Below are 23,325 nucleotides of genomic sequence, written 5' to 3'. Positions count from 1 at the left end.
AGATTCAGTTGGTCGGGCCGGCGGCCTCGACCGCGTCGGCCCGGCCCTGCCCCCGGGCGCGCGCCGCGCTCCGCAACGTCTCGATCTCGCGCTCGAAGTCGGCGAGCGAGTCGAAGGAGCGGTAGACGCTGGCGAACCGCAGGTAGGCGATCTCGTCCAGGTCGCGCAGCGGGCCCAGGATCGCCAGGCCCACGTCGTGGCTGGGGATCTCGGCGGCCCCCTTGGCCCGGACCGTCTCCTCCACCCGCTGCGCGAGCAGCGCGAGGGAGTCGTCGTCCACCGGCCGGCCCTGGCACGCCTTGCGCACCCCACCGATGATCTTCGTACGGCTGAACGGCTCGGTCACCCCGCTGCGCTTGACGACCGCGAGGACCGCCTCCTCGACCGTGGTGAACCGCTTGCCGCACTCCGGGCAGGACCGTCGCCGTCGGATGAGTTGGCCGTCGTCGGCCTCCCGCGAGTCGACCACCCGGGAGTCAGCGTGCCGGCAGTACGGACACCGCATCGCGGACCTCCTAATCGTGATCAACCATGTCGTACCGGACGCACCCGGGCACGACCCACCACGGCGGTGCCATGCGCTCATGGCGCCCGCCGTGATCAACGTTACGAGAGTGCGGTCGGTAGTCGGACCCAACCTGTGGGCAACTTACGCCCGTGTCACTACTACATCTAGGGGTCGACCGTATGTCGCCGGGGAAGCCGGGTCAAGTTGGCGGGCGTGTCCGGCGCGTCACGGACCATCCGGTCACCCACCCCCGCCGACCCGTCCGAAAACCCCAACGTCGAGACCCCCTCCGGGTTACCGACCAGCCGGCCGGAGTAGCCAGGAAAACGGTCGAGGATCGAACACCAGTACTACCCGACGTACCATTTATCAGAACATCCGTACGACGGGAGCGGTTTTTCGCCCCGACACGCCGGTGAGAGGTCGTACAGATGTTTGAAAATGACCGATCTCACCTATACGGTCATGAACAACGTGGCACCACCGCACGCACCACGAGCCGACGAGGCACCCAGCGCCGACCAGGGAGGACGGACGTGACCGAGGACCGGGCCAGCCGGCCGAAGAGCCCGCAGCAGATCACCGAGGCGGGCCCCCCGGCCACCCGACGCCGCAGCGCCGCGCGCAGCCGGACGGGTCAACCCGCCGTGCGCCCGGTCACCCCGGTCGTCAGTGCCTTCCCCGACCCGGCGACTGTCGACCTGACCGCCCGCCAGCGCCGCATCCTGGAGTTCATCCGAACCTGGGTGGATCGGCACGGCTACCCGCCGAGCGTGCGGGAGATCGGCGAGGCGGTCGGCCTGGTGTCACCGTCCAGCGTCGCCTACCAGCTCAAGGAGCTGGAGAAGAAGGGCTTCCTGCGCCGCGACCCCAATCGGCCGCGCGCGGTCGACGTCCGCGCCCCCAGCGAGGCCATCGACGACGAGCTGTCGAGGGCACAACGACCGACCCCGGCGTACGTGCCGATGCTCGGTCGGATCGCCGCCGGTGGGCCGATCCTCGCCGAGCAGGCCGTGGAGGACATCTTCCCGCTCCCCCGCGAGCTGGTGGGCGAGGGTGAGGTCTTCATGCTCCAGGTCAAGGGCGACTCGATGCTCGACGCGGCGATCTGCGACGGCGACTGGGTGGTCGTCCGGCAGCAGCCGACCGCCGACTCGGGCGAGATCGTGGCCGCGATGCTCGACGGCGAGGCGACGGTCAAGACCTACCGGCGGCGCGACGGGCACGTCTGGCTGATGCCACAGAACCCGGCCTTCGACCCGATCCCCGGTGACGACGCCACCATCATGGGTCGCGTCGTGGCGGTGCTGCGCCGCATCTGACCGCTCGGTGGGTGGGTGTCCGCGGGCGCTCACCCACGCCGGTTGGCAGGGGCGACTCGGTGCTCGTCAGTAACGGTCACCCCGAGGGCCACGACCGCCCCCGGGACGCTGCCCGTACGGGTCGACGGGCCCATCGTCGTCACGACGACGGCCAGGCCGCTGACCCCGGTAGTCGGGCTCCTGCCCACCACGCCGGGGCGGCTCCGCACGACCGGTGCCGGGTCCGCCGCCGTCACCGCCGTACACGCCACTGCCCGGACGACCGCCCCCGCCCTGCGGACGGCCACCGGCAGCCTGCGGACGACCGCCGCCACCCGCCGGAGGGCGACCGCCGCCGCCTGCCGGTGGACGGCCGCCGCCGCCCGCCGGAGGGCGACCGCCGCCGTACGCGCCGGCTCCGCCGCCGTCCGGCCGTGCCGCACCGTAGCCGCCGTCGGCCACCCCCGGTCGGCCACCGCCACCGCCATACACGGCACCCGCCGGAGCCGGGCCACCGCGAACCGGGCCACCGCGACCCGGACCACCGCCGTAGGCCGCACCAGCCGCCGGCGCGCCGCCACCGTAGACGCCGCCGCCCTTACGGTCACCGCCGGCAGAGGAACCACCGACGGCACGGCCCCCGCGCGGGCCGAACGGCTCGCCATCCGGCTCCGACGTCGCGTCGGCGGACGGCGGCCGGCGACGGGCCCGGACGATGCCGAGGATGCCGGCGGCGACCAGCAGCAGGCCGATCACCCCGACCGCGCCGACCAGACGGGTGATGTCGTCGAAGTCCAGCCCGGCGGTCCACGATGTGGAGGCCGCCTGCTTGACGTCCCCCGCACCCGCCGCCAGTGGCACCGTGGTCGAGGTGGACGGCGTGTAGCTGAGAATGTCGAGCGGCTCGTCGTCGCCGAACCGGAACGCATCCGAGACGGTCAGGAATGCCTTGCCGTCCGGGGTGTAGCTGATGGCCTCGCCGAACGGATCGGACAGCGCCGTCACCCGCGGCTTGCCGGTGGTCAGCGCGCCGACGATGTCACCGCCGCTCACGTCGTACTCGAACGCGTCGGCGTAGGTGCGCAGGACCACCCGGGAGCCGTCCGGTGAACGGGCCGCGCCGGTGATGGCGATCCGGCCGAACGTGTTGAGCGGGTTCTCCGTCTGCGTCTTCGGCAGCGTGATCTCGCCGGCCTTGCGCATCGGCACCGGCTCGGCGTCACCGTTGCGCAGCGCCGCCGTGGGCGCGTAGATCTCGGCCTTGCCACTGGTGACCTTCGTGATGATCAGCGGTTTGCCGTCGTCGCCGATGAGCAACGCCTCGGCGTCGTGCGGCTTGCCCTCCGGGTAGGAGACCCGGTGCAGCGTCGGCTGCCTCGCACCGGTGACCGGCATCGACCAGAGCGCGACGCGCGTGCGGCGCTCCTTCGCGTCGGCGTTGTCACCGGTGTCGGCGATCCACAGGGTGTTGCCGTCCTTGGAGAGCGCGAGATCCTCGGTGTCGACGGGGCCCTGCCCCGAATACCGGACCGGCTCCGAGACCTTGCACTTGGTGTCGAGGAAGAAGATCCGCTCGCGTGCCGCGTCCTCGGTGCTGTCGTTGATGACGACGTAGCCACTCTTGGTCGCGACCAGGCCGGACAGCTCCCGCAGCCGCTCGTCGACAATCGTGCACCGCTTCTGAGCGGCAGTTGCGGCGGGCTGCTCGGACGACCCGGGGGCGGGAGCCGCCGCGGCGACTCCGGCGAGCGCCACGGTTGCCCCGAGCAGGCCGAGGGCAACCGTGACCGAGGAAACAACGCGGCGCATTCGGCCAGTGTCGCATGCCACGCGTTTCCGGCGGATAACACCGTAGCCGCTCAGGAGCGGCTGCCGGCCGCCTGACCCTGTCGCTCGACGGCGAACGGTGCCAGCTCCGCCGCGAGCTCCGCCGGGACGCGGAGATGCAGCAGAGTGCCCTCCGGCAGGTGCGCCGTGCTGAGCACCTCGCCCGTGCGGTGCGCACGGGCGACCAGGTCACCCCGGTCGTACGGCAGCACGGCCCGAACCTCCACGGCTGGGCGCGGCAGGCGCTCCTCGATCGCGGCACGCAGCCCGTCGATGCCCCGCCCGGAGTGCGCGGAGACGAAGATCGCGTCCGGCCAGAGCCGCTTCAGCCGCAGCAGCGTGTCCTCGTCGGCGGCGTCGGTCTTGTTGACCACCAGCAACTCGGGAAGCCGTTCCGCGCTCACCTCGGCGAGCACCGCGTGCACCGCCCGGACCTGCTCCTCCGGATCCGGGTGGGTGCCGTCGACGACGTGCACCACCAGATCCGCCTCCGCGACCTCCTCGAGCGTCGAACGGAACGCCTCGACGATCTGGTGCGGCAGGTGCCGGACGAAACCGACGGTGTCGGAGAGGGTGTAGAGCCGGCCGTCCGAGGTGGTCGCCTTACGGGTGGTCGGGTCGAGTGTCGCGAACAGCGCGTTCTCCACCAGCACGCCCGCGCCGGTCAACCGGTTGAGCAGGCTGGACTTGCCGGCGTTGGTGTAGCCGGCGATGGCCACGGCGGGAACGGAGTTGCGGGTGCGTCGGGCGCGCTTGGTCACGCGTACCGTGCGCATGCTCTTGATCTCGCGACGAAGCCGGGAGATGCGGTGGCGGATCCGCCGCCGGTCGGTCTCCAGCTTGGTCTCACCGGGACCACGCACACCCACACCGCCGCCGGCGCCGCCGCCACGGCCGGAACCACCGGTCTGCCGGGAGAGCGTCTCACCCCAACCCCGCAGCCGAGGCAGCAGGTATTCGAGTTGGGCCAGCTCGACCTGGGCCTTACCTTCCTTGCTCTTGGCGTGCTGGGCGAAGATGTCGAGGATCAGCGCGGTGCGGTCGACGACCTTGACCTTGGTGCGCTGCTCCAGGTTGCGCAGCTGCGACGGGGACAACTCACCGTCGCAGATGACCGTGTCGGCGCCGCTGGAGAGCACCACCGCGCCGAGGTCGTCGACCTTGCCGCGGCCGATGTACGTGGCCGGGTCGGGTCGGCTGCGGCGCTGGATCAGCCCTTCGAGCACCTGCGAGCCGGCGGTCTCGGCCAGCGCGGCAAGCTCGGTCAGCGAATTTTCCGCGTCGGCCACCGTGCCCTCGGTCCAGACGCCCACCAGGACGACCCGCTCCAGCCGCAGCTGGCGGTATTCCACCTCGGTGACGTCGGTGAGCTCGGTTGACAGGCCCGGGACGCGTCGGAGGGACTGCCGCTCCGACAGATCCATCTCGCCGGTGGTGACGTCGTCGAGCTCGTCCTCGACGGGGACGAAGCTCTCCTGGTCTCGCAAGCGGGTCTCCTGTCCGTTTTGATAAGTGGAACGTAATCCTGACATGACGCAACGCCGAACGCACCTGCTATATGCCCATGGTCAGGGTCGCCAAAAGTGGGGGCGAATGCTGGTCGGCTGCGACAACCCGGTAGAAATGCGGGCGGCGGCCGACCGGCCGCACAGCCGTGACGGAGGGATCCCGTGGCCATCACCCGACTGCCGAGCGCCGGATTTTCGATCACCATCCGGATCGCCGTGACCGCGGACGCGTCCTCGATCGGCCGGCTCACCACCTCCGTCGGCGAGGCCGGCGCGATCGTCACGGCGTTGGACGTGGTGGACTCCGACCCGACGAACGTGATCGTCGACCTGACCTGCGACACCGCCGACGCCGGCCACGCCGACCAGGTGGTCGACGCGCTGACCGCGTTGGACGGCGTGGACGTGCGGAAGGTGTCGGACCGGACGTTCCTCCTGCACCTGGGCGGCAAGATCGAGGTGACGTCGAAGGTCGCGCTGCGCAACCGCGACGAGCTGTCCCGGGCGTACACCCCGGGGGTGGCCCGGGTCTGCATGGCGATCGCCGAGAACCCGGCGGACGCCCGGCGACTGACCATCAAGCGCAACACCGTCGCGGTGGTCAGCGACGGTTCGGCGGTGCTGGGCCTGGGCAACCTGGGCCCGGCCGCGTCGCTGCCGGTGATGGAGGGCAAGGCGGCGCTGTTCAAGCGCTTCGGTGGGGTGGATGCCTGGCCGGTGGTGCTGGACACCCAGGACACCGACGAGATCGTGCAGATCGTGAAGGCGATCGCGCCGGCGTACGGCGGGATCAACCTGGAGGACATCGCCGCACCGCGCTGCTTCGAGATCGAGGCCCGGCTGCGCGAGGCGCTGGACATCCCGGTGTTCCACGACGACCAGCACGGCACCGCGATCTGCGTGCTGGCCGCGCTGACCAACGCGCTGCGCGTGGTGGGCAAGCAGCTCGCGGACGTCCGGGTGGTCGTCTCCGGGGCCGGCGCGGCCGGCACCGCGATCATGAAGCTGCTGCTGCGCCAGGGCGTCGGCGACATCATCGCGTACGACCGGCAGGGCGCCCTGCACCGCGGGCTGACCGGGCTCAACTCGGCGTGGCAGTGGCTGGCGGACAACACCAACAGGGAGAACTACTCGGGCGACCTGCCGGGTGCGATCCGGGGTGCCGACGTGTTCATCGGCGTGAGCGCACCGAACCTGCTCACCGGTGACGACATCGCCCAGATGGCCAAGGACTCGATCGTCTTCGCGCTGGCCAACCCGGACCCGGAGGTCGACCCGCGGGAGGCGCGCAAGCACGCCGCGGTGGTCGCCACCGGCCGCTCGGACCAGCCGAACCAGATCAACAACGTGCTCGCCTTCCCCGGGGTGTTCCGCGGGATGCTCGACGCGCACGCCGAGGAGTTCACCGAGGAGATGGCGATCGCGGCCGCCCGGGCCATCGCCGACGTGGTCGGCGAAGACAAGATCAACCCGACGGTGATCGTGCCGAGCGTCTTCGACTCCCGGGTCGCCCCTGCCGTCGCCGCCGCCGTCCGCGCCGCCGCGCACAACCCCAGCCCGCTGCCCGCCGCCGACCCCGGCCCGTCGGATCTCCCCGAGATCGCGGCAAACGCCAGCGCCACCCCGTAACGCGCGAACCGCCCCACCGGCCACGCCGTTGATCAAGAGGTTTGCGTCAGGAACCACGCGAAACTTGACGTAAACCTCTTGATCAACACGGGTGGGGCGGGGGTCAGGGGCGGAGGGTGATCGGGTTCAGGTCGCCGGTGGCCACCAGGACGGCGGGGCCGGAGAGCCAGCAGGAGTCCGACGTGACCGTCACCGTGAGGCGGCCGCCTGGCACGTCCACGGCGACCACTCCGGTGTCCCGGCCGGCGTCGCGCAGGGCCACCGCGCCCACCGCGCAGGCACCCGTGCCGCAGGACAACGTCTCGGCGCTGCCACGCTCGTACACCCGCATCAGGCTGTGCGCGTCGGTGGCGTCGACCGGGTCGCCCGCCACGATGAACTCCACGTTCACCCCGCTCGGGAAGACCTGCGGGTCGAACCCGGGCGCGACGGTCAGGTCCAGCGCGGACAGCTCCACGCCGGCCGGCAGGACGCAGACCAGGTGCGGATTGCCAAGATCCACAGCGGTGCCCGCCAGGGTCAGTCCGCCCAGGGTGGCGGTCGACGTGTCGTACACCCGGGGTCGGCGCATCTCGACGGACACGGCGTCGCCCTCGACAAGCGCGCGCACGACGCCGGCCCGGGTGGCCACCGGCAACGCCGCGCCGGCGGGCGTCGCCAACCCGGTGTCGAGCAGGTAGCGCACGAAGACCCGGGCACCGTTGCCGCACATCTCGGCGAACGACCCGTCGGCGTTCCAGTAGTCCATGAACCACTCGGCCTCGCCGGCCAGCCCGGCCCCCTCCGGATGCTTGGCCGCCCGGACCACGCGCAGCACGCCGTCCGCGCCGATGCCGCGCCGCCGGTCGCAGAGCGCCGCGACCAGCTCCGGGGTCAGGTCGAGCTGACCGTCCGGGTCGGGAAGGAGGACGAAGTCGTTGCCGGTGCCGTGGCCCTTGGTGAACTCCACGCCCCCATTATCGCGTCTCGGCCGGCACCAGACGCAGGGCGGCCCCGATCAGGTCCGGTGCGGCCGAGTCCAACCAGTGGATCCGCGGGTCACGCCGGAACCAGGACCGCTGCCGGCGGACGAAACGCCTGGTGGCCCGGACCGTCTCGTCGTGCGCCTGCCCCTCGGTCAGCTCACCGGCGAGCATGCGCAGCACCTGCTGGTAGCCCAGCGCCCGGCTCGCCGTCCGACCCTCGGGCAGCCCTCGCCCGACCAACTCCCGGGTCTCCGGCACCAGGCCGTCGGCCCACATCCGGTCGACCCGCAGGGCGATCCGCTCGTCCAGCAGCGCGGTGTCCAGGTCGACGCCGAGCTGCACGGACGGGTAGTACGGCGTGGGCTGCGGCAGCGACGCGGTGAACGGCGCCCCGGTGAGCTCGATCACCTCCAGGGCCCGGACGATCCGCCGACCGTTGCCGGGCAGGATGCCCTCGGCGGCCACCGGGTCGGCGGCGCGCAGCCGCGCGTACAGCGGCGCCGGGCCGACCTCGGCCAACTCCCGTTCCAGTCGTTCGCGCAGCGCCGCGTCGGTGCCGGGAAACTCGAAGCGCTCCAGCACCGCCCGCACGTACAGCCCGGAGCCGCCGACCAGCAGCGGCACCCGCCCCCGGGACAGGATGTCGTCCACCGCCGCGCGGGCCAGCCGCTGGTACTCCGCGACACTCGCCGGCTCGGTGACGTCCCAGATGTCCAACAGGTGGTGCGGCACCCCGTCCCGTTCGGCGACTGTCAGCTTGGCGGTGCCGATGTCCATCCCCCGGTAGAGCTGCATCGAGTCGGCGTTGACCACCTCACCGTCGAGCGCGTGCGCCAACGCGATGCTCAGCGCCGACTTGCCCGCCGCGGTCGGGCCGACCACCGCGACGACCGTGCCCGCCGCGCCGCCCGCGTCGCCCGTCACGCCCGCTCCCAGGAGGCCACGAAGTAGGCGACGCCGTAGGGCGCCGCGTCGTGCAGCAGCTCACCGCGCCACCCACCGCCGCTCGCGCGGGCCGCGCCGGCGAGCACCTGCCAGGGGGCGCGACCGGCGGCCTTCAGCTCCGCCGACAGCACCGGGTCGAGGTCGAGCAGCGCGTCCAGGTCCGCGTCGGCCAGCGCCGCGGCAACCCCCTGGTCGTACGGGAGGGCGCGCGCGTCGTCGTACCCGGGAGCCTTCTCTCCCCGACAGGCCGACCCGTCCCCGAGCACCAGCAACGCCACCCGGTCACCCGCACCGCCGACGTCGTCCGCCAGCGCGGCCAGCTCGGCCGGGCCGGCGTCGGCGGCCACCTGCACGGCGACCACCGACGCTCGTGTGTCCTGCGCTCGTGTGTCGTGCCGGGCCAGCAACCACGCGCCGATGGTCAGGCTCAACGGCAGCACCGCACCCCGGTCGGGCTGACCGCGGACCAGCGGCACGTCCAGGTCGACACCCCACGGCTGGAGCGAGCCGGTGGCCGGGGTACGGATCAGGCCGGTGACCGGGCCGGTGCCGAGCAACACCACGGTGTCCGGATCGACGGCCAGCAGTCGCCGTACGGCGGCGTCGCAGGCCGCCCGCAGGTCGTCCAGCTCCGGGGCCGCGGAACCGGCCACCTCGGGCACGAGCAGGGGCGGATGGGGGCAGACGGCAGCGGCGACCAGTGGCACCCATTCACCGTAGCGGGAATCGTCGGAGCGTCTCCGCGCCGATCCGGTCATTCGGCCCCTAGGACACCGTATGGTCACGGTCGGCGATAGGCGCTCGACGCGGACCGGGTCGGACCTGTGACAATGCCGGAAGTAACTTGGCTGCGCCGTGGCGGCGACGGGGGATCGATCCCTCGACGCCGGGAGAACGAGGATGGGCACATGAGCGACTGGACTGCCTTCGGACGGGTGGATGCGGACGGCACCGTGTACGTCAAGACCACCGAGGGCGAGCGGGTTGTCGGATCCTGGCAGGCGGGAGCACCGGAGGAGGGCCTGGCACACTTCGCGCGCCGCTTCGCCGACCTGGTGACCGAGGTGGACCTGACCGAAGCTCGTCTCAAGTCGGGTGCGGCCGACGCCGGACATTCGCTGAGCACGATCCGGCGGATCCGTACCACGCTGCCCGAGGCCAACGTGGTCGGCGACATCGACGCCCTGGCCGCCCGCCTGGACAAGCTGACCACCCTCGCCGAGGAGAAGGCCGGTGAGGCGCGCGCCGCCCGGGACGCCGCTCGCGGCGAGGCCCTGGCGCGCAAGACCGCACTTGTCGAGGAGGCCGAGAAGCTCGCCGCCGAATCCACCGGATGGAAGACCGCCGGGGATCGCCTCAAGGAGATCCTCGACGAGTGGAAGACCATCCGTGGGGTCGACAAGAAGGCCGACGGTGAGCTGTGGAAGCGTTTCGCCGCCGCCCGGGACGGTTTCACCCGGCGTCGGGGCGCCCACTTCGCCTCCCTGGACTCACAGCGCAAGCAGGCGCAGACGGTCAAGGAGGAGCTGGTCGCCGAAGCGGAGAAGCTCCAGGAATCCACCGACTGGGCCGCGACCGCCAACCAGCTCAAGGACCTGATGACCCAGTGGAAGGCCGCGCCGCGCGCTTCCAAGGAGGCCGAGCAGAAACTCTGGGAACGGTTCCGGGGCGCGCAGGACGCCTTCTTCAGCCGGCGCAGTGAGGTCTTCTCCGCCCGGGACAACGAGCAGCGCGGCAACCTGGAGCGCAAGCAGGCCCTACTCGCCGAGGCCGAGGCGTTGGACATCGACGCCGACCCGAAGGGCGCCCAGGCCAAGCTGCGGGAGATCCAGGCACAGTGGCACGAGGCCGGCCGGGTGCCCCGCGAGGCAGCCGCCGGGCTGGAGCGCCGGCTGCGCGTCATCGACGACAAGGTCCGCGAGGTGATGGACTCCGCGTGGCGTCGCACCACCAAGGAGGACAACCCGCTGCTCGCCCAGATGCGGGCCCAGGTGGCCGAGGCCGAGGAGCGGCTGGCGCGGGCCCAGAGCGCCGGGGACACCCGCCGGATCAAGGACGCCGAGCAGGCCCTCGCCGCCAAGCGGCAGTTCCTCCAACTCGCCGAGCAGGCCGGCTGAGCTGACGACACGCGGAAGCCCTCGATCCCGCTCGGGACCGAGGGCTTCCGCGTGTCGGCGCCCTCGCATCACGCGCCCCTCTCCCGCCGCGCCCCTCCCCCGCCGCCGCGCCCCGCGCCCCGCTCATGATCGACGCAACTTCCCGGATGTTGCTGCCTCGAAGGCGCGAGAGGCAGCAACATCCCCGATGTTGCGCGGATCTTGACACGAATCTCGTGCTTGAGGGACAAGACCGGGGCTTGGAGGGCCGGCAGACGTCAAGGTCATGCTCGATCCAGGATGTAGTGGCATCCGAGCGCCTGGAGACCACTACATCCATGTCCCAGCTCGATCCTTGCCTGGGGGCGCAGCACGAACAACGCGAGCACCGAGACTGGCGCGGCGCGGGCGCACCGGCACGGCACGGCGGCACGGGCGAGGCGGAACGCGGGCGCGGCGGAACGGGCGGGGCGGCGCGCGGTGGTGTGCGGGCGGGGCGGCGTGGTGGCGCAGGTTGACGCATCGAGGCTGGCTGATCAGAATGAGCTACGGAGTCAGGTAGGGCCACCGGTACGAGGGCGACGAAGGCGGGACACCGCTTCGAGGGTCACCGGTGTGCTTCCGCGAGTGACCACGTCCGCGTGACATGGGCCGTCGCGCACTGTCCGCGTACCCGAAAAGGGCCGTGACGTGCGGACGGCCGCCCGCCGGCGTCGTCATCGGACGGCGCCGGACCTCCGAAGTGGAGCGTGCATGTTCCGTCCCAAAGCTATCGGCGGTGCGCTGACCGCGCTCGCCACTGTCGCGGCTGGTGTGTTCCTCGCCGCCGCCGTCAGCACCACCCCGGCCGTCGCCGCTGGCACCGGCACCGGGTATCTGCACACCAACGGCAACCAGATCGTGGACAGCACCGGTGCCACGGTCCGGTTGACCGGCATCAACTGGTTCGGCATGGAGACCGACAACAGGACCTTCCACGGGCTGTGGTCGAACAACCCGTGGCGGGGGCAGCTCGACACGATGGCCCGGCTGGGTTACAACACGTTGCGGGTGCCGTACTCGAACGACGCGCTGAAGCCGGGCGCGACGGCCACCGGGATCAACGACTTCGTCAACCCGGACCTGATCGGGCTCTCGCCGTTGCAGATCCTGGACAAGGTGATCGACTACGCCGGCAGCAAGGGCATGCGGATCATCCTGGACCGGCACCGGCCGACGTCGGCGGGGCAGTCGCCGCTCTGGTACACGCCGACGGTCTCCGAGGCGACGTGGATCAACGACTGGAAGATGCTCGCCCAGCGGTACGCGGGCAACCCGACGGTGATCGGCGCGGACCTGCACAACGAGCCGCACGCCGAGGGCACCAACCCGGCCGCCACCGGGGCGTGCTGGGGTTGCGGCGACACGACGCGGGACTGGCGGCTCGCCGCCGAGCGGGCCGGCAACGCCATCCTCGGCGTCCAGCCCAACTGGTTGATCTTCGTCGAGGGGGTGAGCTGCCCGAGTGGTGGCCTCTCCAACGTGTGGGACAACGATCCGAGCAACGACGAGGACTGCGGGTGGTGGGGCGGCAACCTGTCGAAGGCCGGCCAGTTCCCGGTGCGGCTGAACGTGGCCAACCGGCTGGTCTACTCGCCGCACGAGTACGCCACCTCGGTCTACCGGCAGACCTGGTTCGACGCCCCGGACTACCCGGCGAACATGCCGGCCATCTGGGACAAGTACTTCGGGTACCTCTACAAGCAGAACATCGCGCCGATCATGATGGGTGAGTTCGGCAGCACCCTGGCCGATCCGAAGGACAAGGTGTGGCTGGAGAGGTTGATGGCGTACACCGGCACCGGGGTCACCGGGATGTCCTTCACCTACTGGTCGTGGAACCCGAACTCGGGTGACACCGGCGGCATCGCGCTCGACGACTGGACGAACGTCAACACCACCAAGCAGGCGATTCTCCAGCCGTACCTGATCGCGCCGTCCGGCGGCGGACCGACCGGTGGACCGACCGGTGGGCCCACCGGCGGGCCGACCGGCGGGCCGACGACCCCGCCCCCGGGTGCCTGCACGGCCACCTACCGGCAGGTCAACTCCTGGCAGGGCGGTTTCCAGGGCGAGGTGACGGTGAAGAACACCGGTACGGCCGCGGTGAACCCGTGGTCGGTGACCTGGAGTTGGCCGTCCGGGGTGACGCTGGGCAGTGGCTGGAACGCCACGGTCACCCAGTCCGGCACGACGGTCACCGCAGCCGCTCCGAGTCACGCCCCGTCCCTGCCGGCGGGTGGGTCGGTCACCGTGGGCTTCACGGCCAACGGCACGGCCAGCGCCCCCGCGACGGTGAAGCTCAACGGTGCCAGCTGCTGAGTGTGTTCTCGGAGGTGCTGGCCGGCCTCCGACGCACGCCCCGGGACGGCCGATGCGGTGCGCACCGCATCGGCCGTCCCGGCCATTTACATCCAGGTGCTTCTATGTTTTCATCGGGAAAGCGCTTGCCTTTCTCCTGGTGGGTGCGAGCGCGGGAGCCGCTTTCCTTCACGTACGTGCACTGGCGGGCCCGAGGACCACAGGTCCCGGCCACCACTCGCCGCCCACGGGCATGGGCGTCGCGACGGTCCGTCCGCCTCATCGAAAGGAAGCAGCATGCGCACAGGACGGCGTCGAATGACGCTGATCGCCACCACCGCCGCAGCCACCGCCAGTCTCGTCACCGCCGGCCTGCTGACCTCCGTGTCCGCCCAGGCGGCCGCCGGTTGTCGGGTCGCCTACTCGGTCGCCAGCCAGTGGCCGGGCGGCTTCACCGGCAACGTCACGGTCACCAACCTCGGCGACCCGGTCTCCGGCTGGACGCTGCGCTGGTCGTACGGTGCCGGCCAGCAGGTCAGCCAGGCGTGGGGCGCCACCGTCTCGCAGAGCGGGGGCCAGGTCTCCGCCGCCAACGTCGACTACAACGCCAGCCTGGCGACCAACGGCAGCACCTCGTTCGGCTTCAACGCGAGCTGGAACTCCGGCAACCCGGACCCGACAAGCTTCACCCTGAACGACGTCGCGTGCACCGGCGGCACCACGCCGACCACCCCGGCCGGCCCGACGAACCCGGGCACCCCGACGACCCCGCCGATCCCCAGCGATCCGCCGCCAAGCGTCCCGCCACCGACCGGTCTCGTCGGCTGGGCCACCCAGAACGGCGGCACCACCGGCGGCGGCGGCGCACCGACCACCACCGTCAGCAACGCCTCGGCGCTCACCAGCGCGCTGAACGCGACGGGCGCCGCGGTGATCCGGGTGTCCGGCACGATCTCCTGCTCGGGCATGCTGCGGGTCCGGTCCAACAAGACCATCCTCGGCAACTCCGGCGCGACGATCGCCGGCTGCGGGCTCAACATCAGCGGTGACCGCAACGTGATCATCCGGAACCTGACCTTCCGGGACTGGAACGACGACGCGATAAACGTGCAGGAGTCGGCCACCAACGTCTGGATCGACCACAACACCTTCAGCAACGGCTACGACGGCGCGGTCGACATCAAGCGCGGGTCGGACTTCGTCACGGTGTCGTGGAACCGGGTCTTCAACCACGACAAGACCATGCTGCTCGGCCACAGCGACGACAACGGCGCGCAGGACACCGGGCACCTGCGGGTGAGCTACCACCACAACTGGTTCGACGGCAGCAAGCAGCGCAACCCCCGGGTGCGCTTCGGCAACCCGGTGCACGTGTACAACAACTACTACCGGGCCAACGGCGGCTACGGCGTGGCCTCCACCGAGAACGCCGGCGTGCTCGTCGAGGGCAACTACTTCGAGAACGTCAAGGACACGTACCACCTCGGCGAGGCCGACTCCGGGCCGGGCCGCCTGGTCGCCCGCAACAACCACTTCGTCAACTCGCCCGCCGGGCAGACCGGCGGCAGCGTGGCCAGCATCCCCTACTCGTACCAGCTCGACACCGCCAGCAACGTCAAGTCCATCGTGACGGCGGGCGCCGGTGCCGGCCGGATCACCGTCTGACCGAGGAAGGGCCCCTCGTCGAGGGGCCCTTCCGTGCGGTCAGTGGGTGGCGCAGCCAGCGGTGGGTGCGGGCACGACCGGCGGTGCGCCGATCGTCGGCAGACCGAGCAACACCCCGGGGGTACGCGGGGAGCGCCCCGCCTCGGCCGCGTCGCCGGCCCGGGTCCGTCGGTGTGCCACCGGCGCCCCGTCGGCGTTGAGGTGGTGCGGTGCGGCGTAGGTGATCGCGGTGTGCACGATGTCGCCCGGACGGATCTGGCCGGCCAGCGACTGCCCGCCGGGGGCCTCGGTCGCGAAGTGCACAAGCCGACCGTCGCGGGCCCGACCGGACATCCGGCCGGTCCGCTCGTCCTTGCGGCCCTCGCCGAGGGCGACCAGCACCTCGACGGTCTCCCCCACCAGGCGCTTGTTCTCCGCCCAGGTGATCTCCTCGACGCAGGCGACCAGCCGCTCGTAGCGCTCCTGCACGACCTGCTTGGGCAGTTGGTCGTCCATGGTCGCGGCGGGGGTGCCGGGGCGCTTCGAGTACTGGAAGGTGAAGGCCGAGGAGAACCGGGCCTCGCGGACCACGTCCAACGTGCGCTGGAAGTCGGCCTCGGTCTCGCCGGGAAAGCCGACGATGATGTCGGTGGTGATCGCCGCGTCCGGCATCGCCGCCCGGACCTTCTCGATGATCCCCAGGTACCGCTCGGAGCGGTAGGACCGGCGCATCGCCTTCAGCACGTCGTCGGAGCCGGACTGCAACGGCATGTGCAGCGAGTGGCACACGTTCGGCGTCTCGGCCATGGCGGCGATCACGTCGTCGGTGAAGTCCTTCGGGTGCGGGCTGGTGAACCGGACCCGCTCCAGCCCGTCGATGTCGCCGCAGGCCCGCAACAGCTTGCCGAAGGCGTACCGGTCGCCGAACTCCACGCCGTAGGAGTTGACGTTCTGCCCGAGCAGGGTCACCTCCAACACGCCCTCGTCGACCAGGGCGCGCACCTCGGAGAGGATGTCGCCGGGCCGGCGGTCCTTCTCCTTGCCGCGCAGCGCCGGCACGATGCAGAACGTGCAGGTGTTGTTGCAGCCCACCGAGATCGACACCCAACCGGCGTACGTGGACTCGCGGCGGGTGGGCAGCGTGGAGGGGAAGACGTCGAGGGACTCCAGGATCTCCACCTCGGCGGCGGCGTTGTGCCGGGCCCGCTCCAGCAGCACCGGCAGCGCGCCGATGTTGTGGGTGCCGAAGACCACATCCACCCAGGGGGCCTTGCGGACGATCTCACCCCGGTCCTTCTGGGCCAGGCAGCCACCGACCGCGATCTGCATGCCGGGGTGCTTGTCCTTTACCGGACGCAGGCGACCGAGGTTGCCGTAGAGCCGGTTGTCCGCGTTTTCCCGAACGGCGCAGGTGTTGAACACGACGATGTCCGGGGTGTCGTCGGTGGGCACCGCGCGTACGTAGCCGGCCTGTTCGAGCAGGCCGGAGATGCGCTCGGAATCGTGGACGTTCATCTGGCAGCCGTACGTCACGACGTTGTAGGTCCTAGCCACCCTCTTGGTGCCCCTTCCCCTCGGGCTACCAGGGTAGCGGCCCGTTTGGCGGCCCCCACCCACCGGCATTGACCCGGCGGCCCATGGCGGGCATCCACGGCGGGCAGTACGCTGCACAACAAGAATGTGTTCTGGGCGATTTCGGGGGCTTTGCACTCAGCGCCGACGATGCGCGACCGTTCACGGGGGAGCACATGACGACCCGCGGGAGGCCAACCGTGACGCGACAAGATGCGACACAGCGCACCGTCACCACTCCGGACGGGCGGCGTCTCGCGGTGGAGACCTCCGGCGCGCCCGACGGGCCCCCGGTCTTCCTCCTGCACGGCACCCCGGGCAGCCGCAGTGGCCCCCGGCCCCGGGGCATCGTCGTCTACCGCCTCGGCGTGCACCTCGTCTGCTACGACCGGCCCGGCTACGGCGACTCCGACCGGCAGGAGGGCCGGCGGGTGGCCGACGCGGCGGCCGACGTGGAGGCGATCGCCGACGCCCTCGGCATCGAACGGTTCGCGGTGGTGGGCCGCTCCGGAGGGGGGCCGCACGCCCTGGCCTGCGCGGCCCTGCTGCCGGACCGGGTCACCCGGGCCGCCGTACTGGTGGGGCTCGCCCCGGCCGGTGCGCCCGACCTGGACTGGTACGCGGGCATGGCCGCGACGAACGTGACGGACTACGGACAGGCCGACGAGGACCTGACCGAGCTGACGCTCAACCTTAAGGTCCGCGCCGAGGAGGCTCGACGGGACCCGATGACGCTGCTGGACTTCCTCCGCCCGCAGTTACCCGACGAGGACATCCGGGTCGTCGACGACGTCGCGATCCGTCGACTGCTCACCGACATGTACGCCGAGGCGGTGCGACACGGCCCCGAAGGCTGGATCGACGACGTGTTGGCGATCCGGCGGGGCTGGGGGTTCGACCTCGGCACCATTCGCGCGGAGGTCCGACTCTGGCACGGCGAGCAGGACCGCTTCTCGCCGGTGGAGCACTCCCACTGGCTCGCCTCGCGGATCCCGCGCGCCGAGGTCCAGGTGCAGCCCGGCGCCGCGCACTTCGGGGCGGTGGAGATCCTGCCGCAGACCCTGACCTGGCTGGCCACGCCAGCTCTCGCGACCAGCCCGCAGGTCTGAGCGGCCGGCCCGGCCCGGCAGGGCCGGCGGGCCGGACACCCGTCAGATCGTGTGCGGGTCGATCACCCGGACGACGAACCGCCGTTCGCGCAGAGTCTGCACGGTCGGATGCTCCAGGCCGATCACGTCGGCCAGCCGGTCCGCCACCGCGCCGACGTCCTCGGCGGGAGCGCCGTCGCCCGCGCGCCTCGACGCCAGCGCGAGGTCACCGAGGCAGCGCAGCGTGTCGGGGTGGTCCGCGCCGATCGCCGCGGCCAACCGGCCGGCGGCCTCCCGTAGCCGGTCCCGCGCCGACTCCAGGTCACCCTCCTCAGCGAGGCACACGGCCTGGTTGACCTCCGCCGCGAGGGTGTGCGGGTGGTCGGGGCCGAGCACCTTACGCAACTCGCCGACCGCCCGGGCCGCCGACGCGAGAGCGTCCGACCGGCGTCCGAGGGCGCGCTCCGCCGCCGAGATGTTGCTCAGCGTCGCCAGGGTGTGCGGGTGCTCCGGGCCGAGCCGGAGCTGCTCCTCGTACGCCTGGTGCACCGCGGTCATCTCGGTGTACGCGCGGGCCGCGTCGCCGACGGCCAACAGGTTCGCCGCACGGCTGGACCGACAGGCCACCGTGTCCGGATTGTCGGGCCCGAAGCGTTCGTCGAGCTCACGGAAGGCCGTCTCGAACATCGGCGCGGCCTCGCTGCCCCGACCGGAGCTGCGCAGGGACACCGCCAGGTTGACCTGGGCGGCGAGAGTCTGGCCGTCGTCCGGCCCGAGCACCTCGCAGTACGTCTCGTAGACCGTGCGCAGCAGGGTGGCCGAGCGCTCGTACTCGCCGGCCTCCCGCAGGTCGCTGCCCAGCCGCACGGCGGAGACGAGCGTGTAGGGATGGGTGGGACCGAGCACCAGCCGCCGCCGCTGGTGCACCTCGTCGTCCCACCGCCGGGCCGACCGGTAGTCGCCGACCAGGCGGTACGAGACGGCGAGGTTGTTGGCCGCGCTCAACGTCCGTGGGTGGTCCTCGCCGAACACCTGGAGCCAGGAGGCGTAGGTGGACCGGTCCCGTTCCAGCGCCTCCGCGTAGCGGCCGAGGGCCCGCAGGTCACCGCCGAGACTGCCGGCGGTCATCAGACTGTGCGGGTGCAGCGGGCCCAGCAGGCGGCGTTGCTCGGCGAGCACCACCTCGTCCAGGTCCCGGGCCTCGTCGAAACGACCCAGGCTGCGCAGGATGTTCGCCCGGTTGAACCGCAGGTGCAGCAACTGTCGGCCCAGCGCCGACGCCTCGACCTCGTCGTGCGTGTCGCCGAGCCGGGCACTCCAGGTGTCGTCCACCTCCTGGCTGAAGGTGTCGGCCTGGTCCAGACCACCGCGCTGCCACAGGTAACGGACCCGGTCGATCAGGAGCTGACACACCGACTCGTCCGGGCAGCTCAGTGCCTCGGAGACCTCCAGGTGCGGCCAGAGCATCCGCAGCCGGGCCCAGGTGGTCGGGTCGTCCACGTCGCCGCGTGGCCGAGACGCGGCCAGCACCAGGTGCACCTGGTGTCGGGCGGCGGTGATCTCGTCGTCGGTCATCCGGTCGCGGACCACCGCCTGCAACAACCGGTGCACCTGCACCCGACCGCCCTGCACGTCGAGCTTGAGCAGGGCCAGCCGGTTGATCTGCTGGACCAGGGCGCCACGCACCAGCCGTTCCGACACCGCCGGGTCGAACGGCACGAGGGCCGCCGCCATCTCGTCGCTGTAGATGAGTTCGAGGGCGATCTCCGGCGCCAGCACCGAGCAGAGCTGCAACAGGCGGTACGCGGCCGGCGCCTGTTCGAGAAGTCGGTTCAACGACAGGTCCCAGGTGGCCTCCACGGACAGCGCACTCGGGCCGTGCCGCTCGATCTGCCGCAGATAGTCGGAGACCGACGTGCCGGTGTCGGCGAGCCAGGCACCCGCCGCGGCCACCGCGATCGGCAGGTCGCCGAGCGCCTCGGCCACCCGGTCGGCCTCCTCGGCGCTGATCGTGGGCACCCGCTGGGCGAGGTGCGCGACGCTCTCCGTGCGGTTGAAGACGTCCACCTGGATCGGGTTCGCCCGATCACCCCAGGCACGGTTGCGGGAGGTCAGCAGGACGTGGCCGGGGCCCTGCGGCAGGAAGGGCTCGATCTGGTCGAGTTCCTCGGCATTGTCCAGCACGACGAGCCACCGCTCGTACGGCTCACCACGGCCCAGCACCTGCAACACCGACCGGACGGTGTCGGGCAGGGTGGGCCCGGCCAGGATGCCGAGGCGACCGGCGAGGTCGGCGAGAGCGGTGTCGACGAACTGCGGCGGGTCTGCCACGATCCACCAGACCACGTCGTACGCGGCCCTGAACCGGTGCACGTACTCCAACGCCACCTGGGTCTTGCCGACGCCGCCCATGCCCTGCAGGGCGACCGGCAGCACCACCGCGCTGCCCCCGCTCTGCAACTGCGCACGCAGCTGAGCCAGGTCGTCCTCCCGGCCGGTGAACCGGGCGTTCCGGTTGGGAGCGTTGAAGATCAGCGGCTCGGTGCCCGGATAACGGGTCGCCCCGCCCGCCGGACCGTCCGCCGACGACGGCACCGGCCGACCGACCAGCCGCAATACCCGTTCCACGGCTGTCGCGGCGCTCACGTTGACCAGGTTCGTGGAAGTCTGGGCCGGAAACTCGGCAAGCGGGCGCAGGTCGGCGACGTACACGGCGAGGGCCGTCGAGCCGGTGCTCGTGTCGCGGTCGGGCAGACCGCCCGACGGCGTCGCCACGTAGGCCGGTGAGACCACGGTCAGCGTGCGTGGTGCGGGCGTGCCGGCGGACCCGACGGCGGCCGTGGGCTCCACCACCCGCAGCCCGGCCGAGCTGAGCACCCGCTCCAGCCACTCGGCCCAGATGGCGTCCTCCGGGGCGCACCGGAGCACGATCTGGTCGTCGACCGCCTCGGTACGCCGCCGGAAGCGGGCCTTGCCCCGCTCCCGTACCGACTCGTCCATCACCGGCAGCGCGGTGACCGCCCCGTCGGTGAGGATCCCGGTCAACGTCTCGAACGCGGCAAGCAGCGACGTCGGCGAACCGGGCGGGTCGCCGAAGGTCGCCAGTGTCTCCTCGTACGCGTAGAACGGCCGGTAGGGAACCTCCACCGCGGCCCAGTAGCGCCGCCGTTCCGCCTCGGTCATGCCCGCCGGCAGGCCGGCGAAGCGGCGCATGGCCAGCAGGCGACCCGCCTCGGCCCGCTCCTTCTCGGCCTGGTCGACCCGCATCGGCACCGGCAGGACCCGGATGTCGCGCCGCCGGTACCGGTCCCGCACCGAGTGCGCCACCCGGGCCGCACCGTCGATGCCCTGGTCGCTGAGCGTGAAGCAGTCGACGAGGGTGTCCGGCAGGTGCAGGGTGCAGATGTCGGCGACGTCGCTCAACCCCGTCCGACTGTCGATCAGGGTGAAGTCGTACTGGCGCTTCATGTCCGCCCGCAGCGCCTCGAAGAACTGCGCCCCGCCCAGCCGGTTGTAGAAGTTGTCCCAGTCCAGACCGCTCACCGAGACGGCGTAGTCGCTGTTCTGCCGGCCCGCGGAGAGGAAGTCGAGGCCGCCGCCGTCCGGGAAGCTCCACCGCAACGAGAACGCGTGCCGCCCGACCCGGGCGTACTGCTCCATCCAACGATCCGGTCGGTCGTCGACCCGGGTGGTCTCCCACTCGTAGTCGCGGATCATGTCGATCACGCCGCTGGTGCCCTGGATCGCCTCGGCGTCCAGGAACGGATGGAAGAAGCGGTGCAGACCTGGTGACTCGAGATCCCAGTCGGCGACGAGCACCCGGCGGCCGCTGGCCGCGAGGATCCAGGCGACGTTGGCCAGCGCCATCGTCCGCCCCGTCCCACCCTTGAACGAGTAGAAGGTGACGACCTGGCCTTCGCGATCGATGTTCATCGGTCTTCTCCGTGGGGACGCGGTGGGGCCGGATCAGCGGGCGGGGACACGGGGTCGGGCGTGCCGGTGGGGCCGGCAACGGACAGGCCGTCGCGCAGGCTCGGCACCGGTTCCGGCGGTGGTTCGAAGGGGACGACCGGGCCGTACTTGAGGAACTGGCGGCGGGCCTCGGTGACCAGCGCCGGCATCAGGTCGACGAACTCGGGCATGCTGCACGCCCGCTTCACCTGGGGCAGGCCGGCGTCGTGCAGCAGGCGCGTCACCTCGGTCGCCCACCGGGTCGCGTCCTGGGTGTCGTCGTCGTCGGTGACCACCAGCGGCACGACCCACTCCCGCAGCCCGTGCAGCATCCCGGCGAGGATCGCCGACGCGTCGGGCGCTGCCGCGATCCACGGGTCGACGAGCAGCACCGCCGGTCGGTGATCGAGCAGACCAGCGGCCTGCGTGAAGTCCTCCGTGCGGGCGGACAGCCCGAGGCGCTCGGCGGTGCTGACCGCGTACTCGGCGGCGGGGAGTTCCTGGCGTCGCCCGTACGGCCGCCAGAGCCGGCCGCTTGTCGCGTAGCCGGCGGGGTCGCGGTCGGCCGGGAGGCGGTCCCGGGTCGGGGCCAGGACGGCGACGACGAAGTCCGGGTCGGACGGCCCCGGGCTGGCGACCTCGTCGAGGCCGGGCGCACGCGACGGGCCCAGCGGCCGCCGCTCGGCGGTGTGCACGATCCGACTGGCCAGGCGGCTCAGCAGCAGCTCGTACTGTGCCCGGTAGGAGGCCAGCATGCAGAAGGCGCGCAGGCCGTCCTCGGCGTACTCCGGGACGTCCCGGCCCAGGTCCAGTGCGCCGTCCAGCTCGGGATGGGCCTCCCACGGGGGAAACGGGATCCACAGCACCGGGGTGAGGTGGCCGGCGGTGAGCCGGGTCGACCCGGCGGCGGCCAGCCGGGCCCGGAAGGACTCCTGCTCACCCAACGCCCACGGGCGGCTGAAGTAGCCGGGAGAGTAGAGCGGGACGAAGACCTCGGCGTCACCGAGCGCCTCGGCGAGAGCGGCCTTCCAGTCGGCGCCCAACGGGATGTGCTGGTCGAAGAAGCCGATCCGCATCCCGGCCACCGGCCGCGCCTGGCGCCGCACCTCGTCGGCCAGGTCGGTGAAGAACTGCCCGACCCACACGTCGGCGTCGGCCCGCGCACCCGGGGCCGGCGCCGAGTGGGCATAGCTGAGGAAGAAGTACGTCCCCCGTGCCGCCGGTCGGCGGCGGTCCCCCGGCGGGCTCACCCCGGCTCCTCGGCGAACCTGTTGCACAGCTCGTCGGCACTCGCCGGCACCCAGGGCTCCACCAGGTAGGAGCGGTGGATCGCCACGATCCGCTGCGCGAGCCGCCAGACCACCGCCCGGTACGCGTTCTCCCACTGCATGGTCAGCAAGCCGTAGACCCCATCCCGCTGGTAGTGCACCGCGATGTCGGGATCCGGCATGGCGGTCGGGGAGAACCGTTGGATGTCGCGCAGCACCCGGGGCAGTGCGGTGCCGTTCGTCGGCGACCAGGTGACCGGCACGATCGCCGTCTCGTGGGCCGAGGCGGAGCTGTGCCGCCCGACGATCCGTCGGCGGGAGAACGCGTCCCACTCGCGGCCGCACCACTCGCTGCCGAGCAGCGCACTGGACACCAGCGGCACGAAGACCTGGCAGGTGCCGGCGGCCTCGAGAAGCTCCGGGCTCCAGCGTTCCCCGCCCGCGATGGAGCTATCCAGGAAGCCGGCGTCCAGCCCGGTCACCGGGCCGACCAGCTCGCTGACGTGCACGGACAGGTCCTCGAAGAACCGGGAGACGTACTCGGCGGGCTTGCCGGTGGCCCGGCCGACCGGCGCCCTGGAGTAGCTGACGAAGAAGAGCGGGGCGCGCGTCCTGGAGGGTGCGTCCGCTGTGCTCACCGCTGACCCTCCGCCCTCCCCACGCGGCCGGACCATCAGCGTAGA

The 23,325-nt window shown here is 71.7% G+C and carries 16 protein-coding genes; 6 read left to right on the top strand and 10 right to left on the bottom strand.

The genetic code is table 11. From position 1 onward, the window contains the following. Positions 1-4 precede the first annotated feature (4 nt). Positions 5-505, bottom strand: coding sequence for a transcriptional regulator NrdR (nrdR, locus tag ACGFIW_RS02885; protein ID WP_357070368.1), 501 nt, complete (start codon positions 503-505; stop codon positions 5-7). A gap of 539 nt (positions 506-1,044) precedes the next feature. Here nrdR and lexA point away from each other — a divergent pair. Beyond that, complete coding sequence (gene lexA, locus ACGFIW_RS02880; protein ID WP_355064023.1) at positions 1,045-1,830, top strand: transcriptional repressor LexA; 786 nt, start codon at positions 1,045-1,047, stop codon at positions 1,828-1,830. A 66-nt stretch (positions 1,831-1,896) separates the two neighbouring features. Here the strand turns inward: lexA and ACGFIW_RS02875 are convergent, their stop codons facing one another. After that, on the bottom strand, positions 1,897-3,618 hold the full coding sequence (locus ACGFIW_RS02875; protein WP_393310625.1) for a hypothetical protein: 1,722 nt from the start codon (positions 3,616-3,618) through the stop codon (positions 1,897-1,899). Between the two features lie 50 nt (positions 3,619-3,668). After that, on the bottom strand, positions 3,669-5,123 hold the full coding sequence (gene hflX / locus ACGFIW_RS02870; RefSeq protein ID WP_393310624.1) for a GTPase HflX: 1,455 nt from the start codon (positions 5,121-5,123) through the stop codon (positions 3,669-3,671). A gap of 183 nt (positions 5,124-5,306) precedes the next feature. Here hflX and ACGFIW_RS02865 point away from each other — a divergent pair, with 183 nt between their 5' ends. Further along, positions 5,307-6,773 carry an NAD-dependent malic enzyme gene (locus tag ACGFIW_RS02865; RefSeq protein ID WP_393310623.1) on the top strand — a complete coding sequence of 489 codons (1,467 nt, stop codon included), beginning with the start codon at positions 5,307-5,309 and terminating at the stop codon, positions 6,771-6,773. A 103-nt stretch (positions 6,774-6,876) separates the two neighbouring features. Here the strand turns inward: ACGFIW_RS02865 and dapF are convergent, their stop codons facing one another. The 3 genes from dapF to ACGFIW_RS02850 are packed head-to-tail and all read right to left on the bottom strand — an operon-like array spanning position 6,877 to position 9,441. Next, positions 6,877-7,722 (bottom strand): diaminopimelate epimerase, encoded by an 846-nt coding sequence (gene dapF, locus ACGFIW_RS02860; RefSeq protein WP_393310622.1) that lies wholly within the window; start codon positions 7,720-7,722, stop codon positions 6,877-6,879. 7 nt (positions 7,723-7,729) lie between these two features. After that, on the bottom strand, positions 7,730-8,674 hold the full coding sequence (gene miaA, locus ACGFIW_RS02855; protein ID WP_393311222.1) for a tRNA (adenosine(37)-N6)-dimethylallyltransferase MiaA: 945 nt from the start codon (positions 8,672-8,674) through the stop codon (positions 7,730-7,732). Next, positions 8,659-9,441: a hypothetical protein gene (locus ACGFIW_RS02850; RefSeq protein ID WP_393310621.1), complete on the bottom strand. Its 783-nt coding sequence runs from the start codon at positions 9,439-9,441 to the stop codon at positions 8,659-8,661. The genes miaA and ACGFIW_RS02850 overlap by 16 nt, the downstream gene beginning before the upstream one ends. A 150-nt stretch (positions 9,442-9,591) precedes the next feature. On the opposite strand from ACGFIW_RS02850, the gene ACGFIW_RS02845 reads away from it, so the two are divergent. The 3 genes from ACGFIW_RS02845 to ACGFIW_RS02835 all read left to right on the top strand — a co-directional run bounded on the left by ACGFIW_RS02845 (position 9,592) and on the right by ACGFIW_RS02835 (position 14,784). Next, the gene (locus ACGFIW_RS02845) at positions 9,592-10,800 is read left to right on the top strand and encodes a DUF349 domain-containing protein (protein WP_393310620.1); all 1,209 of its coding nucleotides are present in this window, start codon (positions 9,592-9,594) and stop codon (positions 10,798-10,800) included. Between the two features lie 732 nt (positions 10,801-11,532). Beyond that, positions 11,533-13,140, top strand: a complete 1,608-nt coding sequence (locus tag ACGFIW_RS02840; protein ID WP_393310619.1) for a cellulase family glycosylhydrolase — start codon at positions 11,533-11,535, stop codon at positions 13,138-13,140. A 276-nt stretch (positions 13,141-13,416) separates the two neighbouring features. After that, positions 13,417-14,784 (top strand): cellulose binding domain-containing protein, encoded by a 1,368-nt coding sequence (locus tag ACGFIW_RS02835; protein ID WP_393310618.1) that lies wholly within the window; start codon positions 13,417-13,419, stop codon positions 14,782-14,784. A 39-nt stretch (positions 14,785-14,823) separates the two neighbouring features. On the opposite strand, the gene miaB is transcribed toward ACGFIW_RS02835, so the two are convergent. Further along, on the bottom strand, positions 14,824-16,386 hold the full coding sequence (gene miaB / locus ACGFIW_RS02830) for a tRNA (N6-isopentenyl adenosine(37)-C2)-methylthiotransferase MiaB (protein WP_393310617.1): 1,563 nt from the start codon (positions 16,384-16,386) through the stop codon (positions 14,824-14,826). 149 nt (positions 16,387-16,535) lie between these two features. Between miaB and ACGFIW_RS02825 the strand changes: the two genes are divergently transcribed. Next, positions 16,536-17,444, top strand: a complete 909-nt coding sequence (locus ACGFIW_RS02825; protein ID WP_393310616.1) for an alpha/beta fold hydrolase — start codon at positions 16,536-16,538, stop codon at positions 17,442-17,444. 42 nt (positions 17,445-17,486) lie between these two features. Here ACGFIW_RS02825 and fxsT read toward each other — a convergent pair whose 3' ends face one another. The 3 genes from fxsT to ACGFIW_RS02810 are packed head-to-tail and all read right to left on the bottom strand — an operon-like array spanning position 17,487 to position 23,280. Further along, a complete protein-coding gene (gene fxsT, locus ACGFIW_RS02820) occupies positions 17,487-21,356 on the bottom strand; it encodes an FxSxx-COOH system tetratricopeptide repeat protein (RefSeq protein ID WP_393310615.1) in 3,870 nt (1,289 codons plus the stop codon). Continuing rightward, on the bottom strand, positions 21,353-22,624 hold the full coding sequence (locus tag ACGFIW_RS02815; RefSeq protein ID WP_393310614.1) for a TIR-like protein FxsC: 1,272 nt from the start codon (positions 22,622-22,624) through the stop codon (positions 21,353-21,355). Before ACGFIW_RS02815 ends, fxsT begins: the two co-directional genes overlap by 4 nt. Further along, positions 22,621-23,280, bottom strand: coding sequence for a TIR-like protein FxsC (locus ACGFIW_RS02810; RefSeq protein ID WP_393237639.1), 660 nt, complete (start codon positions 23,278-23,280; stop codon positions 22,621-22,623). The genes ACGFIW_RS02815 and ACGFIW_RS02810 overlap by 4 nt, the downstream gene beginning before the upstream one ends. Positions 23,281-23,325: the final 45 nt, after the last annotated feature.

The sequence above is a fragment of the Micromonospora sp. NPDC048935 genome, from assembly GCF_043197875.1.
Lineage (GTDB): Bacteria > Actinomycetota > Actinomycetes > Mycobacteriales > Micromonosporaceae > Micromonospora.
Note: the sequence above shows the minus strand (reverse complement) of the source record. Positions and strands in the feature narration are given on the sequence as shown.

Coding starts and splice junctions, on each gene's coding strand:
- nrdR (WP_357070368.1), bottom strand. CDS start 505: ATGCGGTGTCCGTACTGCCGGCACGCTGACTCCCGGGTGGTCGACTCG.
- ACGFIW_RS02875 (WP_393310625.1), bottom strand. CDS start 3,618: ATGCGCCGCGTTGTTTCCTCGGTCACGGTTGCCCTCGGCCTGCTCGGG.
- ACGFIW_RS02850 (WP_393310621.1), bottom strand. CDS start 9,441: ATGACCGGATCGGCGCGGAGACGCTCCGACGATTCCCGCTACGGTGAA.
- ACGFIW_RS02845 (WP_393310620.1), top strand. CDS start 9,592: ATGAGCGACTGGACTGCCTTCGGACGGGTGGATGCGGACGGCACCGTG.
- ACGFIW_RS02840 (WP_393310619.1), top strand. CDS start 11,533: ATGTTCCGTCCCAAAGCTATCGGCGGTGCGCTGACCGCGCTCGCCACT.
- ACGFIW_RS02835 (WP_393310618.1), top strand. CDS start 13,417: ATGCGCACAGGACGGCGTCGAATGACGCTGATCGCCACCACCGCCGCA.
- miaB (WP_393310617.1), bottom strand. CDS start 16,386: ATGCCGGTGGGTGGGGGCCGCCAAACGGGCCGCTACCCTGGTAGCCCG.
- fxsT (WP_393310615.1), bottom strand. CDS start 21,356: ATGAACATCGATCGCGAAGGCCAGGTCGTCACCTTCTACTCGTTCAAG.